At 63.7% G+C, this 14,900-nt stretch carries 10 protein-coding genes; 7 read left to right on the forward strand and 3 right to left on the reverse strand.

The features are described from left to right. Positions 1-131: 131 nt before the first annotated feature. Both hypB and hypA read right to left on the reverse strand, forming a co-directional pair. The gene (gene hypB, locus Pan216_RS25375; protein WP_145262615.1) at positions 132-827 is read right to left on the reverse strand and encodes a hydrogenase nickel incorporation protein HypB; all 696 of its coding nucleotides are present in this window, start codon (positions 825-827) and stop codon (positions 132-134) included. After that, complete coding sequence (gene hypA, locus Pan216_RS25380) at positions 808-1,173, reverse strand: hydrogenase maturation nickel metallochaperone HypA (RefSeq protein WP_145262617.1); 366 nt, start codon at positions 1,171-1,173, stop codon at positions 808-810. Before hypA ends, hypB begins: the two co-directional genes overlap by 20 nt. A gap of 192 nt (positions 1,174-1,365) precedes the next feature. On the opposite strand from hypA, the gene Pan216_RS25385 reads away from it, so the two are divergent. From Pan216_RS25385 to hypF, 4 genes are all read left to right on the forward strand, one after another. After that, complete coding sequence (locus Pan216_RS25385; protein ID WP_145262619.1) at positions 1,366-1,683, forward strand: HypC/HybG/HupF family hydrogenase formation chaperone; 318 nt, start codon at positions 1,366-1,368, stop codon at positions 1,681-1,683. Continuing rightward, entirely contained in the window at positions 1,680-2,789 is a 1,110-nt protein-coding gene (gene hypD, locus Pan216_RS25390) for a hydrogenase formation protein HypD (protein ID WP_145262621.1), read from the forward strand. Before Pan216_RS25385 ends, hypD begins: the two co-directional genes overlap by 4 nt. A 739-nt stretch (positions 2,790-3,528) precedes the next feature. Then, a complete protein-coding gene (gene hypE / locus Pan216_RS25395) occupies positions 3,529-4,545 on the forward strand; it encodes a hydrogenase expression/formation protein HypE (RefSeq protein WP_145262623.1) in 1,017 nt (338 codons plus the stop codon). Between the two features lie 12 nt (positions 4,546-4,557). Then, on the forward strand, positions 4,558-6,852 hold the full coding sequence (gene hypF / locus Pan216_RS25400; RefSeq protein WP_145262625.1) for a carbamoyltransferase HypF: 2,295 nt from the start codon (positions 4,558-4,560) through the stop codon (positions 6,850-6,852). Between the two features lie 214 nt (positions 6,853-7,066). On the opposite strand, the gene Pan216_RS25405 is transcribed toward hypF, so the two are convergent. Continuing rightward, positions 7,067-8,089, reverse strand: a complete 1,023-nt coding sequence (locus Pan216_RS25405) for an aspartate-semialdehyde dehydrogenase (protein WP_419193697.1) — start codon at positions 8,087-8,089, stop codon at positions 7,067-7,069. A gap of 777 nt (positions 8,090-8,866) precedes the next feature. Between Pan216_RS25405 and Pan216_RS25410 the strand changes: the two genes are divergently transcribed. The 3 genes from Pan216_RS25410 (at position 8,867) to Pan216_RS25420 (ending at position 14,536) form a co-directional block, all read left to right on the forward strand. Beyond that, positions 8,867-10,213, forward strand: coding sequence for an efflux RND transporter periplasmic adaptor subunit (locus tag Pan216_RS25410; protein ID WP_145262627.1), 1,347 nt, complete (start codon positions 8,867-8,869; stop codon positions 10,211-10,213). Further along, entirely contained in the window at positions 10,210-13,431 is a 3,222-nt protein-coding gene (locus Pan216_RS25415) for an efflux RND transporter permease subunit (RefSeq protein WP_145262629.1), read from the forward strand. The genes Pan216_RS25410 and Pan216_RS25415 overlap by 4 nt, the downstream gene beginning before the upstream one ends. A gap of 277 nt (positions 13,432-13,708) precedes the next feature. Then, positions 13,709-14,536 (forward strand): hypothetical protein, encoded by an 828-nt coding sequence (locus Pan216_RS25420; protein ID WP_145262631.1) that lies wholly within the window; start codon positions 13,709-13,711, stop codon positions 14,534-14,536. Positions 14,537-14,900 lie beyond the last annotated feature (364 nt).

The following is a 14,900-nucleotide window of genomic DNA, read 5'->3' on the forward strand; positions in this document are numbered from 1 at the left end:
CGAGCGGCCAGTGGCACCCGGCGACCATTGGTGCCCCGAAGGACAACGCACACGCGCATGCCCACGCCAGCGTGGACATGGCCCCCAAGGCGGTGGCGACCGAAGAGCAACTCGTTCCGATCCGCTTGGGCTCACGAACGCGCGGAGGACACAGCGTTGTCATCCGTCAGGAAGGCGGCGCGGCGTTCGACCAGGAAGTCGATCCACGCTTCCATCCCGTCGCCTCGCTTCGAGGCGACGTCGAGCATGGTGATCCCTGGGCGGGCGGACTGGATGTTCGCCTTCATCTGGTCCGCGTCGAATCCGACTGCCTCGGCGATATCGATCTTCGTGATCAGCGTCACGTCGGCGGTATTGATCAGCGTCGGGTACTTGAGCGGCTTGTCTTCCCCCTCGGTCACCGAGAGAAGTAAGACGCGCAGGTGCTCGCCAAGGTCGAAGCTCGTCGGGCAGACGAGATTGCCGACATTCTCGATGAAGAGGAAGTCGAACTCGTCGAGGTTCCAGTCAGCGATCGCTCCGGAGACCATGTCGGCTTCGAGGTGACAGATGTTGCCGGTCTCGATCTGCTTGGTCGGCGCCCCACTGGTCGCGATCCGGCGGGCGTCGTTCTCGGTCGCGAGATCCCCCACCACCGCCGCGATCCGGTAGTCCCGTCCCAACCGCGAGAGCGTGTGCGTCAGCAGTTCGGTCTTCCCCGCTCCGGGGCTCGAGACCAGGTTGACCACGAAGAGTCCGCGACGCGCGAAGTCCGAGCGCATCTCGCGGGCGATCTCGTCGTTGTGCTTGAGAATCTTCGTGCGGACTTCAAGAATGCGCGGCTTCATGCGAGTCGATCTCCAAGGATGCCAACTCCATCTCCCGCCCCGTTCTCATCTCCGGCGTCGGCGTGCCACAGTCGGGACACGTGAATTGATAGATCTCGGGAAGTCGCTTCACCGCATCGCAGTCGGGACAGTAGACCGTCACCGGCACCTCCTCGATCAGCAACCGGGCCCCCTCGCACATCGTCCCCTCGGCGGCGAAGCCGAACGCGAACAAGAGCGCCTCGTGATCGACTCCCGCGAGCGGCCCCAAGCGAACCCGAAGCGACAGCACGCGTTCGGCCCCTTCGTCGCCCGCCGCGTCGCACGCCACGTCGATCAAGCTGGTGGCGATCGAGAGTTCGTGCATCGCCGTCTCTCCCCGGCACGGGCCAACGGACCTCTCAAGGCACTTGGGCCTCCCCCTTTGTTCTAGCGAGTTCCCCCGCCGCAGGAATCGACTTCCCGGAACAATCGCGTTTGCATCCGACTTCCCGGACGACACGCGGCCTCGGCGGAATATAATCTCAACAAGTCCACGAAGTGCTCACGAGGATGGACCATGTGCCTGGCGATCCCGGGACAGATTCACGAAGTGCTCGCCGCGGAGAATCTCGCGGTCGTCGATGTGCTCGGCGTGCGGCGCCAGATCGGGACCGATCTGCTGCTCGACGATCCCCCCGTTAAGGGCGACTGGGTCCTCGTTCACGTCGGCTTCGCGATGAGCAAGATCAGCGAGAAAGACGCCCAGGAGCAGATCGAGTTGCTGCGGATGCTGGGCGAAGCGGCCGAGTCCCGAGACGAGGTCTCCAGCAGTGCCCAGGATCCTCAAGCCGAGCCGGACGACGCGACCGACTCAAGAGGGGAGCCCACCCCATGAAATTCGTCGACGAGTTCCGCGACGCCGACCTGATTCGCCGGGCCGCGCGCGAGATCCACAAGCTCGCGACCAAGGACCGAACCTACCGCATCATGGAAATCTGCGGCGGCCATACGCACTCGATCTTCCGTTTTGGCCTCGCCGACCTGCTCCCGGAGAACGTCGAACTGATTCACGGCCCCGGCTGTCCCGTCTGTGTCCTGCCGAAGGGGCGGATGGACGAGGGGCTCGAGATGGCCGAAGATCCCAACGTCATCCTGACGACTTTCGGCGACATGATGCGCGTTCCCGGCTCCAAGGGCAGCCCCCTCGAAAGCAAAGCCCGCGGCGTCAGCGTTCGCATGGTCTACTCACCGCTCGACGCTCTCAAGATCGCCAAGGAAAATCCCGAACGCGAGGTGATCTTCTTCGCGATCGGCTTTGAAACAACCGCGCCGTCGACGGCGTTGACCCTTCGCCAGGCACGGGCCCAAGGCATCTCGAACTTCGCGGTCTACTGCAACCACGTGCTGGTGATGCCGGCTCTGCGAGCCCTGCTCGACGATCCCGCGATGCGTCTCGACGCCTTCATCGGTCCGGGGCACGTCTCGACGGTGATCGGCTGTCGGCCCTACGAGTTTATCGCCCGCGACTACCGCCGGCCGGTCGTCATCTCCGGGTTCGAACCGAGCGACCTGCTGCAATCGATCGTCATGATCCTTCGGCAACTCAACGCCGAGGAGCCGAGCATCGAAAATCAATACCGCCGTTCAGTGCCGCAAGAGGGCAATCGAGCGGCGCTCGCGGTGATGGAGGAGGTCTTCGAGGTGCGTGACACATTCGAATGGCGTGGGCTCGGGTTGATCCCCAAGTCCGCGATGAAGCTGCGGGAAGCCTACGCGCCGTGGGATGCCGAGGCGCGTGTCGGGATCAAGGGCCTCCGGGTGCTCGATCCCGAGGGAGCCCAATGTGGGGAAGTGCTCACGGGGCGCACCAAGCCTCACGAGTGTCGCCTCTTTGGTCACGACTGCACCCCCGAGACGCCGGTCGGGGCATTGATGGTGTCGTCCGAAGGAGCCTGTGCCGCCCAGTACCGCTACGGCCGACGTCCCAACGCTCTCACTTAGGGTTCCACGCGACAGGCTTCCGAGTTCCCCTCTCCCACTGGGAGAGAGGGGGCTCGTAGAAGTGAGGGCGCTTGTCTTCGCGAACCACGGGCGTCATACCGAGCCGGAATCTCCCTCACCCGGCTCACGACGTTCGCCGACCTCTCCCCAAGGAGAGGTTGAATGAGGAACCCGTAGAAGTGAGGGCGCTTGTCTTCGCGAACCAAGGCCGTCATACCGAGTCGGAATCTCCCTCACCCGGCTCACGACATTCGCCGACCTCTCCCCAAGGAGAGGTTGAAGGAGGAACCCGTAGAAGCGAAGGCGCTTGTCTTCGCGAACCACGGGCGTCATACCGAGTCGGAATCTCCCTCACCCGGCTCACGACATTCGCCGACCTCTCCCCAAGGAGAGGTTGAAGGAGGAACCCGTAGAAGCGAAGGCGCTTGTCTTCGCGAACCACGGGCGTCATACCGAGTCGGAATCTCCCTCACCCGGCTCACGACGTTCGCCGACCTCTCCCCAAGGAGAGGTTGAGTGAGGAACCCGTAGGGTGGGTCTTGACCCACCATTTTGGTCACTCGTAGGCTGGGCTTGTGCTGCCCACCAAGCCTTGGCGGCGATGTTGGGCGAGGCATTGCCCGCACCGGCTGACCAGCAGCCAGTGGCCCCCGACGCGCGATGCACCTCGGTGCCATCTCTCCGTCAGTCGAATACCGATGCTTGTTGCCCTGTTCCCGATCACCGATGGCCCATCACCATGACCTCAGCGTTTCGCGACCCCACCATCCAGATGGCCCACGGCGCCGGAGGCCAAGCGAGCCGGCGGTTGATCGAGGGGCTGCTCCGCCCGGCGTTCGGCAACGACCTGCTCGATCCCCTCGCCGACGCCGCCCTCTTGCCCGGCGGGCTGGCGCTGACCACCGACAGCTTCGTCGTCCATCCGCTCGCCTTCCCCGGCGGGTCGATCGGCGAGCTGGCGGTCCACGGGACGATCAACGACCTGGCCGTCTCCGGAGCGACGCCGATCGCGCTGACGGCGAGCTTGATCCTGGAAGCGGGCCTCGAACGCGAGATTCTCGAACGCGAAGTCCGGGCGATGGCCGAGGCGGCCAACCGCGCCGGATGCCCGATCGCCACCGGCGACACCAAGGTCGTCGAGCACGGCAAGGCGGATGGTCTCTACATCAACACAACGGGTCTCGGCCGTCTCCATCCCAACGCCTCGCTTGGTGCCGACCGGGTGACACCGGGAGACAAGATTCTGTTGTCGGGAGCGATCGCCGATCATGGGGTCGCGATCATGCTCGCACGCGACGAACTCGCGATGGAGTCCGATGTCCGCAGCGACACGCGTTCGGTCTTGCCGTTGACGACGGCGCTGCTCGACGCTTGGGGAGCGGAGATCAAGTGGATGCGGGACGCGACTCGGGGAGGCATCGCCACGGTCCTCAACGAACTCGCCCACGATGCCGATGTCGGCGTCGTGCTGACCGAGGAAGCGGTTCCGATCCACGACGCGGTGCGCGGAGCGTGCGAGTTGCTTGGCCTGGAGCCCTACCATGTCGCCAACGAGGGGCAGTATCTCGCGGTCGTCAGCGCAGCCGTGGCCGAGGAAGCCCTCGAACAACTCCGGGCGATCGAGGGGGGCGACGAAGCGGCCCTGATCGGTGAAGTGAGCGACGCGTCACGGCGGCTCGTTCTCGGCAAGACACCCTTTGGCGGCACACGCGTCATCGACATGCTGATCGGTGATCCCCTGCCGCGAATCTGTTAACAAGAGAGCCCGATGGCGCGACGTCCCTCCGCCGAGACCGATGAGGTGATCGCCCGCGAGGTGACGATCCGCGGCGTGGTTCAGGGGGTTGGCTTCCGGCCCTACGTCTATCGCCTCGCCCACGAACACCACCTGGCGGGTTGGGTATGCAACGACGAACGGGGCGTTCGGCTCCTCCTCGAAGGCCCCTCGTCGCGAGTCGGCGCCTTTCTCGACGCGCTCCCCCAACAAGCTCCCCCAGCGTCGACGATCATCAAGCTCGACGTTTGCGATACCGACGTGAGCGGACTGGTGTCGTTCGAACTGAGGGCCAGTACGCGGTCGGCGGCCCCGACGGTTCGCATCTCTCCCGACCTGGCGGTGTGCGAGGAGTGCCTCGCGGAGATGCGCGATCCCTCCGATCGTCGTCATGGCTACGCGTACATCAACTGCACGAACTGCGGTCCTCGCTACTCGCTGATCACGGCGTTGCCCTACGATCGACCCAAGACGACGATGGCCGCCTGGCCCCTCTGTTCCGCCTGCGCCGCGGAGTACGGCGACCCGCTCGATCGCCGCTTCCACGCGCAGCCGGTCGCCTGTCCCACGTGCGGACCGACCTATCGGCTCCTCGTCGACGATGACGTTCAGGCGGAGGGCCCCGAAGCGATCAAGGTGGCGGCCGCGATGTTGCGGGAAGGTCGAATCGTGGCCGTGAAAGGAGTTGGCGGCTACCACTTGGTCAGCGATGCTCGGAACGTGGCGGCGGTGGCGGCCCTGCGCGAGCGAAAGTACCGCAAGGAGAAACCGTTCGCGATCATGGCGCGCGATCTGGACGAGGCGGAGGCGATCGTCGACCTAAACGCTACCAGCCGCAAGTTCCTCGTCGGGACCGCGCGGCCGATCGTGCTCGCGCCGGCGAAGATGGTGCTACCACTGGTCGCCCCGGATCAGTCGCGACTCGGGGTGATGCTTCCCTATGCGCCGCTGCATCATCTTCTTTTCGACGCGGGGGCGCCCGCCGCGTTGGTGATGACCAGTGGGAATCGTTCGAGCGAACCGATCGCCTTCACCGACGACGAAGCGCGGACTCAGCTCGAGGGGATCGCGGACGCCTTCCTCGTCGGGGAACGGCCGATCGCCCGGCGCGTCGATGACTCGGTGGTGACCGTTCAGGGCGAGCGGCCGATGATGCTCCGCCGGTCGCGCGGCTACTCGCCCGGCGTCGTCGCGGCGTTGCCTCCCGGTCGCCCCATCCTCGCGGTCGGGGCCGATCTGAAGAACGCGATCGCCCTAGTCGTTGAAGGCGATGTCGTCGTCAGTCAGCATCTCGGCGATCTGGCCGACTACCGAACGCGCCAGGCCTTCGAGCAGACCATTGACGATCTCTTGGAAATGTACGATGTCCCGCGATCAGAGCTCGTGGTCGTTCACGATCTTCACCCGGAGTACGTCTCCACCGGGTGGGCCCGCGAACGTTTCCCCGAGCAATGCCTGGCGGTCCAGCACCACCACGCTCACCTCGCGTCGGTGCTCGCGGAGCACTCGCTGAGGGATCAACGCGTGGTCGGACTCGCCCTCGATGGGACCGGCTATGGGTGCGATGGAACGATCTGGGGATGCGAGATTCTGGTCGGCTCGCTCGAGGAGGGCTTCCAGCGTCGTGGGCATCTACCGCCGGTGCCGCTTCCGGGGGGCGATGCGGCGGCCCGCTATCCCGTGCAGGCGGCGGCGGGCTTTCTCGCGGGGCTGAGCAAGCTACCCGATCTCCGGGCGGCGCCCATTCACTTTCCCGAGCGCTTCGATCGAGCAATGAGCCTGGTCGAGCGCGGCGTGCGCTGCTTTCCCTCCTCCTCGGCGGGGAGGATGTTCGACGCCGTCGCGGCGCTGCTTGGGTTCACGCGCGAGGCCTCGTTCGAAGGGCAGCCGGCGATGTGGCTCGAACATCAGGCCGAGCAGGCGTCCGGCATGGATGCCTATCCGGTGGAGGAACTGGCGAGCGGCCCACTCTTGGAGCACATCATCGCCGATCGGATCGTGGGGCGCCCGATCGGCGAGATCGCGGGAGCCTTCCATGCGAGCCTGGCGCGGGTCCTGTCAATCGCCGCCGCTCGAGTCGGCCGGGAGGAGTCAATCGCCGTGGTCGCGTTGTCGGGGGGTGTCTTTCAGAACCGCTTGCTTGTCGATTCGTTGGAGGCGTCGCTCCAACGGGAAGGGTTTCACGTCCTCACGAATGAGGCCGTCCCCGTCAACGATGGTGGCATCAGCCTGGGGCAAGCGGCGCTCGCATCCACGGCACTCGCCGGCCATCCGCGGGGTGGGTCTTGACCCACCTCTTCCTTTTGTAGGGCGGGCCCGCGGCCCACCGGATCGGTCGACAGCCAGCGAATTCGTAGCCACTTCAATCCGGAAATGGTGGGTCGAGACCCACCCTACGCGAGGACCACGTGTGACAAGAGTCTGTCAGCCGAAAGTCGGCGAGATCCCGGCTCCGGCTGATCAGTGGCCAGTGGCGCCCAAGTCGTCTGGGCAAACGGTAGCCTTACGCGCTGGCCGGCGAGAGCTTGAGCAGGTGCTCGGCGATCTGGACGGCGTTGGTGGCGGCTCCCTTGCGAAGATTGTCGGCGACGACCCAAAGGTTCAGCCCATAGGGGACCGTCGGGTCGCGACGGATGCGGCCGACGAAGACCTCGTCACGCCCGACCGAGGCCTTGGCCAGGGGGACGTTGCCCGCGACGGGATCGTCGAGGACGATGACCCCGGGAGCCGCGGCGAGCGCTTCACGGGCCGCCTCGGGAGAGACCGGCCTCTCGAACTCGAGGTTGATCGACTCGCTGTGGCCGCAGCGGACGGGAACGCGGACGCAAGTCACGGTGACGCCGAGCGACTCCTCCCCGAGGATCTTGCGCGTCTCGTTGACCATCTTCCACTCTTCCTCGGAATAGCCCTCGTCGCCGATGGTCCAATCGTCGGGCAAGCAATTGTCCAAGAGTTGGTGCTTATGAGCGGTCGGTTCGGGCACGCCATCGGGATGACATGCGTGGGCGAGTTGGCGTTCGAAGTCCTCGAGCCCCTTGCCCCCTTTGCCGCTGGAGGCCTGGTAAGTGCTAACGACGACTCGCTTGAGCCCGCCGAGATCGTGGAGCGGCTTGAGCGCGACGACCATCTGAATCGTCGAGCAGTTGGGATTGGCGATGATCCCCTTGTGCTTGGCGATCGCTTCGGGGTTGACCTCGGGAACGACGAGCGGGACCTCGGGATCCATGCGAAAGGCGCTGGAGTTGTCGACGACGACGGCTCCCGCCTTGGCGGCGATGGGGCTAAATTCCCGGCTGATCGAGGAGGGGGTGCTCGAGAGGATAATATCGAGTCCCTTGAAGGCGTCGGGGCCGATCGCTTTGACGACGTGGTTCTCGTTTCGGAACTTCAGGGTCGTGCCGGCGCTACGCTCCGAGGCGAGAAACGTGATCGTGTCGTACGGAAGATTCCGTTCATCAACGATCTGGCGCATGACTTCGCCCACCGCGCCGGTTGCCCCCATGATGCCGAGACTAATACCCACGATTCAGTTCCCTTCGATTGAGACTCCCTCTCTCGCGAGAGGCTGGCGAGTCGCTTCGTTCACGCTCCCCATGACTCGGCATTTTAGAAAAAGGTTCGCAACCGAGCCAGAATCGGGCCGATCAGCCCCGATTCGCGGGTCAACGGAGACGCAACGGCGCCATTTTCGACCAATTCGGCGCCAAAGTGCCCCGAAAGTCATCACGTGGCGTCCCAATATTCGGCCAAACCGGGCGAACGAGAGAAACGATTCGGCGGAAGTGGCGATGTTCCTGTCCCCGTTGCCGGCGCCGCGAGCAAGAGAGTGACGAGGATGCGCGAACGTTTGGGAAACGCGACGGCTCTCCGAGGGGTAGAAGACGTGGCGGGCGGTCCGTGCCGGGGCGGGCACCTTGGGGACCGATTGGTTCCCATGAAGGGAGATTGCCGCTTGACAGGAAAAGCGAGCTATGGTCGAATTCATACAGACGTATGAATTAGTGCGTTCCCGGGACCGAATTCCCCCAACATTTGAGCAAACGGCGTTCTTCGATTTCAGTATCAACCCTATAGTTCGACGGCTGCGTCCCAGGCGGGCGGACGCGCGATCGAACCAAGTGCGTCACCGAATGACGAGGGCCCAGGAACCGGTCCTCTCTCCGTTCGCGATCCAAGGATACTTCGCCGTTTCGGCGCCGTCCCGCGCGAACCGTTGACAGAAGCTGTCGATTGGGGCGCCAAACCGACGTTCCATCGTTAGGGCAACACAACTCTCGATTCCTCAGGCGAGGACACCAATTCCATGTCAGAACGAAAGCCCACCGGTTGGCTATCGACTCTCCTCGGCGCCGCGCTCCCCGCGGTGGTGCTCCTTGCGGGGGTCGCGGGCTTCTGGACCCTCGCGTCCCTCAAGGCGGCACCCGCTCGCGAGGAATCGGTCGTCGCCGATCCCCTGGTCGAAACACTCGAGGTCGAAGCCGCCCCCAGCAGTTTCGCGATCAAACTCCACGGGAACGTCGTTCCCAAACGGATCGTGACCCTCGGCGCGGAAGTCCCCGGGCGCGTGATTCACAAGTCCGACGAATGCGACGTCGGCAACTTCATCACCAAGGGCACGCTGCTCCTCAAGATCGATCCCCGACCCTACGAACTCGAGATTCGACGACTCCGGGCCGAACTCTCCCAAGCGAGAGTCAATCGGACGAGACTCGACGTCGAAGAAGCCAACGCCAAAGCGATGCTCGAAATCTCCGAAGGCGATCGGGAGATCGCGGCCCGGGAGCGCGAACGGCTCGAACTTCTCTTCAAACGCAAGGCGGCCTCGGAGTCCGAGCGCGATCAGTCGGTCAGTTCGTTCTTCAAGGCACGCAACTCGGTCCAGTCGCTAACCAACGAGTTGCGTCTCGTCGACGCGCGCCGCGAAGGCCTCGACGCCCAAATCGAACTGATCGAAGCGCGGCTCGAGCTGGCCCGAATCGACCTCGAACACACTACCATCCACGCCCCCATCGATGGGGTTATCACGGAGGAGTCGGTCGAGGAGAACGGCTTCGTCCAGCCGGGGACGAAACTCGCGATGATTCGCGACACGTCGGCGGTGGAGATCGAGTGCCAACTCCGTCCCGAGGACCTGACGTGGATTTGGGGGTCGGTAGACCCCGGTCCCGACGGGCAGATCGAGGTCGATCAGCTTCACGAGGCCCCGCCGATTTCGGCGACCGTCAGCTATCGGGTCGGCAGTCGGACCTACACGTGGAACGGCGAACTCGGCAAGTTCCTCGGCGCGGGCTTCGACCAGAAGACGCGAACCATTCCCTGTTTGGTGGAAGTCGCCCAACCCCGTTCGGAAACGTCGGCGGGGGGACCTCCCATGCTCATTCCGGGAATGTTCGTCTCGGTCGAGCTACACGTCATTCCCTCAACACCCTTGGTTCGCATCCCCTACGTCGCCCTCAAGCCAGGCAATGTCGTGTGGCTTGTCGACGACGGTGCGTTGCGGGTGGTGCAAGCCTCGGTCGCACGCATATTCGAGGATCACGTCTTTGTTCGAGCGTCCGATGACGGGCTCCAAGTGGGAGATCGCGTCGTCGTGTCGCCTTTGGCCGTGGCCAGTGATGGCATCAAGGTCCGGGAACAGCACCGACGATGAAAAAGATAGTCACGTGGGCAGTCAACAACAGCCCCGCCATGAACACGTTGATGGTGGCGGTGCTGGGTGTGGGGGCATTGTGCGCCTTTACGCTTCGGCGTGAGTCGTTTCCCCAGTTCGAACTCGACTACGTCCTAATCACGGTCGTCTACCCGGGAGCGAGCCCGGCGGAAGTCGAGGAGGGGATCTGCCTCAAGATCGAGGAGGCGATCCGCGGCATCGAGGGAATCAAGAAACTCGAGACCGTCTCACGGGAGGGCTCGGGTTTCGGCATCGCCGAGATCGACCCCAACGCTCGCGACGTCCAAACGGTCGTCAATGACATCCGCTCGGAAGTCGACCGGATCCCGAGTTTTCCGGAAACGGCCGAGGATCCCGAGATCAAACAGGTCACCCTGCGATCTCCCGCGATCCGTCTCTCGGTCATCGGCGGCGATCGCGACGATCCCGAGATGGAGTGGAAGCTCCGCCAGATCACCGAAGATGTTCGCAACGAACTGCTGCAAATCCCGACGATCACCAACGTCGATCTCCAGGCGGTCCGGCCCTACCAGATCGACGTCGAGATCTCCGAGGAGACACTCCGCGCCCACGAGTTGACCCTCCAGCAGGTCGCCGAGATCATTCGCAAGGAGAACCTCGAAGTCCCCGCCGGCAACATCCAGACCCGCTCGACCACCTACCTGGTCCGGGGCAAGAACAAGTACCTTACCGGCAAAAAGATCGCGGAAATCCCCATCCTGACCCAACCCAATGGCGCGGTGCTGCGCGTCGGCGATCTGGGCACCGTCCGCGACGGGTTCGAGGACCAGCCGATCATCAGCGAGGTCGATGGCCAACCGGGCATGGTGATGGTCGTCAACAAGACCGACAAAGAAGACCTGCTGGAGATTGTCCAAGCGGTCAACGACTATGCCGCGACCAAGGTGATGCCTCCCGGCTACGAGTTGCGGGTTTGGGGCAGCGAGTGGCGCATGGTCCGCGACCGCCTCGACCTCCTTACGCGCAGCGGCATCTCGGGCCTGATCCTCGTCTTCATCGTCCTGGCGCTCTTTCTCGAAATTCGCTTGGCGTTCTGGGTCGCGCTCGGGATTCCGATCGCGGTCTTCGGCACCTGCGCCGTGATGTATTTCTCGGGCGCCACGCTCAACATGATCTCGATGTTCGCCTTCGTGCTGGCGCTGGGGATCGTGGTCGACGACGCGATCGTCGTGGGCGAGAACGTCTACAAGCATCGCCAGATGGGCAAACCGGCGATGAAAGCGGCCATCGACGGCACGGTGGAAGTCGGCCCCTCGGTTATTGCGTCGGTGACGACGACGATCATCGCCTTTGTTCCGCTCCTGTGTGTTTCGGGCGTGATGGGCAAGTTCATCGCGGTGATGCCGATGGCGGTGATCTCGATGCTGGCGATCTCGATTCTCGAGAGCCTGTTCGTGCTTCCCTGCCACTTGCGGCACTCCTCGTCGCCGGAGACGAGCTGGTATCGGCGTTGGCTTGGGTCGCGCAACCCGCTTCGTCTCCTGGTTGAAGCCTTCCTGTTCGCGTTCAACCGAGCCCGTGGCTATGTCTCGCGCGGTCTCGAGTGGTTCGTGGAGCACTATTACTTGCCGTCCCTCCAGTGGGGCCTAAACCGGCCCGCGCTGGCGATCAGCTCGGCCCTATCGATGCTCGTTCTCTCCTTCGGACTGGTTGTCGGCGGGTTCACGCCCTGGTCGGTCTTCCCGACCCTCGACATGGACACGATCGTCGGGAAGATCGTCTACCCCAACGGCACGCCCAAGGAGGTTCTCGACCGAGCGACGCAGCGCATGGAGGAGGCGGCTCGGCACGTCGTCGCGGACTACGAAGCGGCCGGCACGCCGATCCTCAACACGATCTTCCGCTCGGTCGGCGACGTCCGTGGCCAAGACGGCAACTGGGAGGACCGCAGCGGGGGGCACGTCGGCCAAGTGACGATGGACATGATTCCGTCCGACGAACGCCAAGTGAAGAGCACCGAAATCATCCGCAAGTGGCGCGAAGCCCTCGGCGAGGTCGCGGGCGCCGAGAAGGTGACCTTTGGGGGACCACGGATCGGCCCTGGTGGCCAACCGATTGAGTTCAAACTGGTCGGCGAGGACCTCGATCGTCTCGACGCCGCCGCCAACAAGGTGAAGGAACGCTTGCGAAGCTACCCCGGCGTCTTCGACGTGGCCGACAGCTACGAACCGGGTAAGTGGGAACTGCAACTCAACGTCCGCGAGGACGCGAAAATGATGGGCCAGCAGATGGCCGATCTCGCCGACACCGTCCGCGCGACCTACTACGGCGATGAGGTCATGCGTCTGCAGCGCGGCCGTCACGAGATCAAGCTCATGGTCCGCTATCCGAAGGAGGAACGCGAATCGCTGGCCAACTTCGAGGAGATTCGCGTCCGGACCGACGAGGGAGACGAGATTCCACTGCAAGCCCTTGCCGACGTCAAGGTCGATCGGGGACCCGCCGCGATTTCGCGCATCGACCAGCTTCGAGCCATCACGATCACCGCGGACGTCGACGAGGACACCGCCAACGCCAGTGAGGTCGTCGCGGACCTTAAGAAATCGTTCATGCCGGGGCTCTTCGAGGAATTCCCTGGCATGGGCGTCCGTTGGGAGGGACAGCAACAGCAGAGCGACGAGTCGATCGCGAGCCTGATGATCGGTTTTCTCATCGCCGCGTTTGTGATGTTCTCGCTCCTGACACTCGAATTTCGTTCCTACACGCAACCGGCGATCGTCATGGCGGTCATTCCCTTCGGGGCCATCGGCGCGATTCTCGGCCATTTGTGCCTCGGACTGCCGATCACGATGTTCAGCCTCTTCGGCATGGTGGCCTTGGCCGGCGTGGTGGTCAACGACTCGATCGTGCTGATCGACTTCATCAACCACCGGCGGGAGGGGGGCATGACGATGCGTGAGGCCCTTCTCGACGCGGGTCGGCGCCGCGTTCGGCCGATCCTGCTGACGTCGATCACGACCGTTGCCGGGCTGCTTCCGATCCTACTTGAACGCTCGATTCAGGCTCAGATTCTGATCCCGATGGCGGTAAGCGTTTCGTTCGGGTTGATGCTCGGAACAATTTGGGTGCTGATCATGGTCCCGATCTTCTACCAGACGTGCACTCGCGTCACGGACATGGTCACTCCTGATGAGCATGAACATCTACCCGCGGAGCCAATGGGCGCCTCGGTCTAGCGGTCGAATTGGTTCACGACCTTGCTCAAGAGATCTCTTGGACTCCCTCTTGGGTGCCATTGGTCGCGTCTCGGGACGACGCGACGGGATGGGCCGAGCGACCGTCAGCGCGGATCCCCGCTCCGTGATTCTTCCACCGATCTCAATTAGCCATCAGATGCACGCTGGTCTCCGCGAAACATTCTCGCTATTCTGGGGTTTGTGAAATCAACTCTGAACGGTGTTTCTCCGTTGCGACCTTCCGTCGCAACCCTTTGACGTTGTAGGAGACATTGCCATGCCGCAGCCATGGGCGCGTTGGGCGATCGTCGTTTTCTGGGTGATGATGACGGTTTGGTTGTTCAACCGGGACGTCATGCCCCGTTTGGGTTTCGGCGACTTCGACTATCGAACGGTGCTGACCACCCGCGCCGTCGCCGAGCCGACGCACTGGCTCGTCGAGATGGACGGCGATCACATCGGCTCGGTCACCAACGTGATCTCGCCAAAGCCCGACGGCAGCTACGGCATGAAGAGCCGGACCAGCCTGAGCACCTCGATCTTCGGGGACGAACAGGCCGAGACCCAGCTCCTCATCGAAAGCACTTTCAACGTCAGTTCCCTCGGACGTCTTCGCAGCGTCGAGATCGACCTGGAAGTCGAGGGGACGCAGCTACGCGTCAGCATCTACGGCCAAGTCAAAGGCAACGAGATCGTCTTTCGCACGACGGGCCTGCCGACCTTCTCCGACGAAGTCAGCATGCCGATCGATCCGGAGTCGCTGATGTTCGACCCCTTCGGTCAGGTCCACAGTTGGCCGAACTTGCGGATCGGCAAGACGTGGGTGACCCGAACGGTCAACCCGATGTCGGCGCTCATGGGGACGGGGACGCTGCTGGGCGGCTCGGGACCTTCGATCGACGTCGTGACCAACGAGGTGGTCAAGGTCGACGACCTCCACTGGGGCGACCACCTGATTCGTTGTTTCCTGATCGAGCATCGCCACGGGCCGATGGCCGCGCAGTCGTGGGCGCGAACCAGCGACGGGAAGGTCTTCCAACACAAGCTCGCGATCGCGGGGGGCCTCACGCTTCGTCTCGATCCGGTGATGCACGAACTCGAGTGAGCGACGCCCACTCGCGACCGGCCATCTCGATCGGTGGGGAGGGGAAGCGAGGTCCCTTCGGCACGTGGGCGCCCACCCGAGGAGATGGGCGGGGAATTGGGCTACCTTCGCAATTGTCGGGAGAGCCGATTGCGGCGACCGAAATTTGTTGCGTATACTGACTGCTAAGCCGCAAGCATAATTGGCGCCGTCAAGCTTGTTGCAGAGGTAGACAAATGCTGTAATCCTACCAGGGGCGTTGAGGAGACGTTCGAGCCCGCGGGCAACGCGGCAACGACGTCGACGCCTTCGGATTCAGCGCAAGTCACTCGGATCGCTCCGCCGGTGGTGGAGATTGAGAACAAGATTCTGACAACGAATCCCC

The organism is Kolteria novifilia (assembly GCA_007748055.1).
Lineage (GTDB): Bacteria > Planctomycetota > Planctomycetia > Kolteriales > Kolteriaceae > Kolteria > Kolteria novifilia.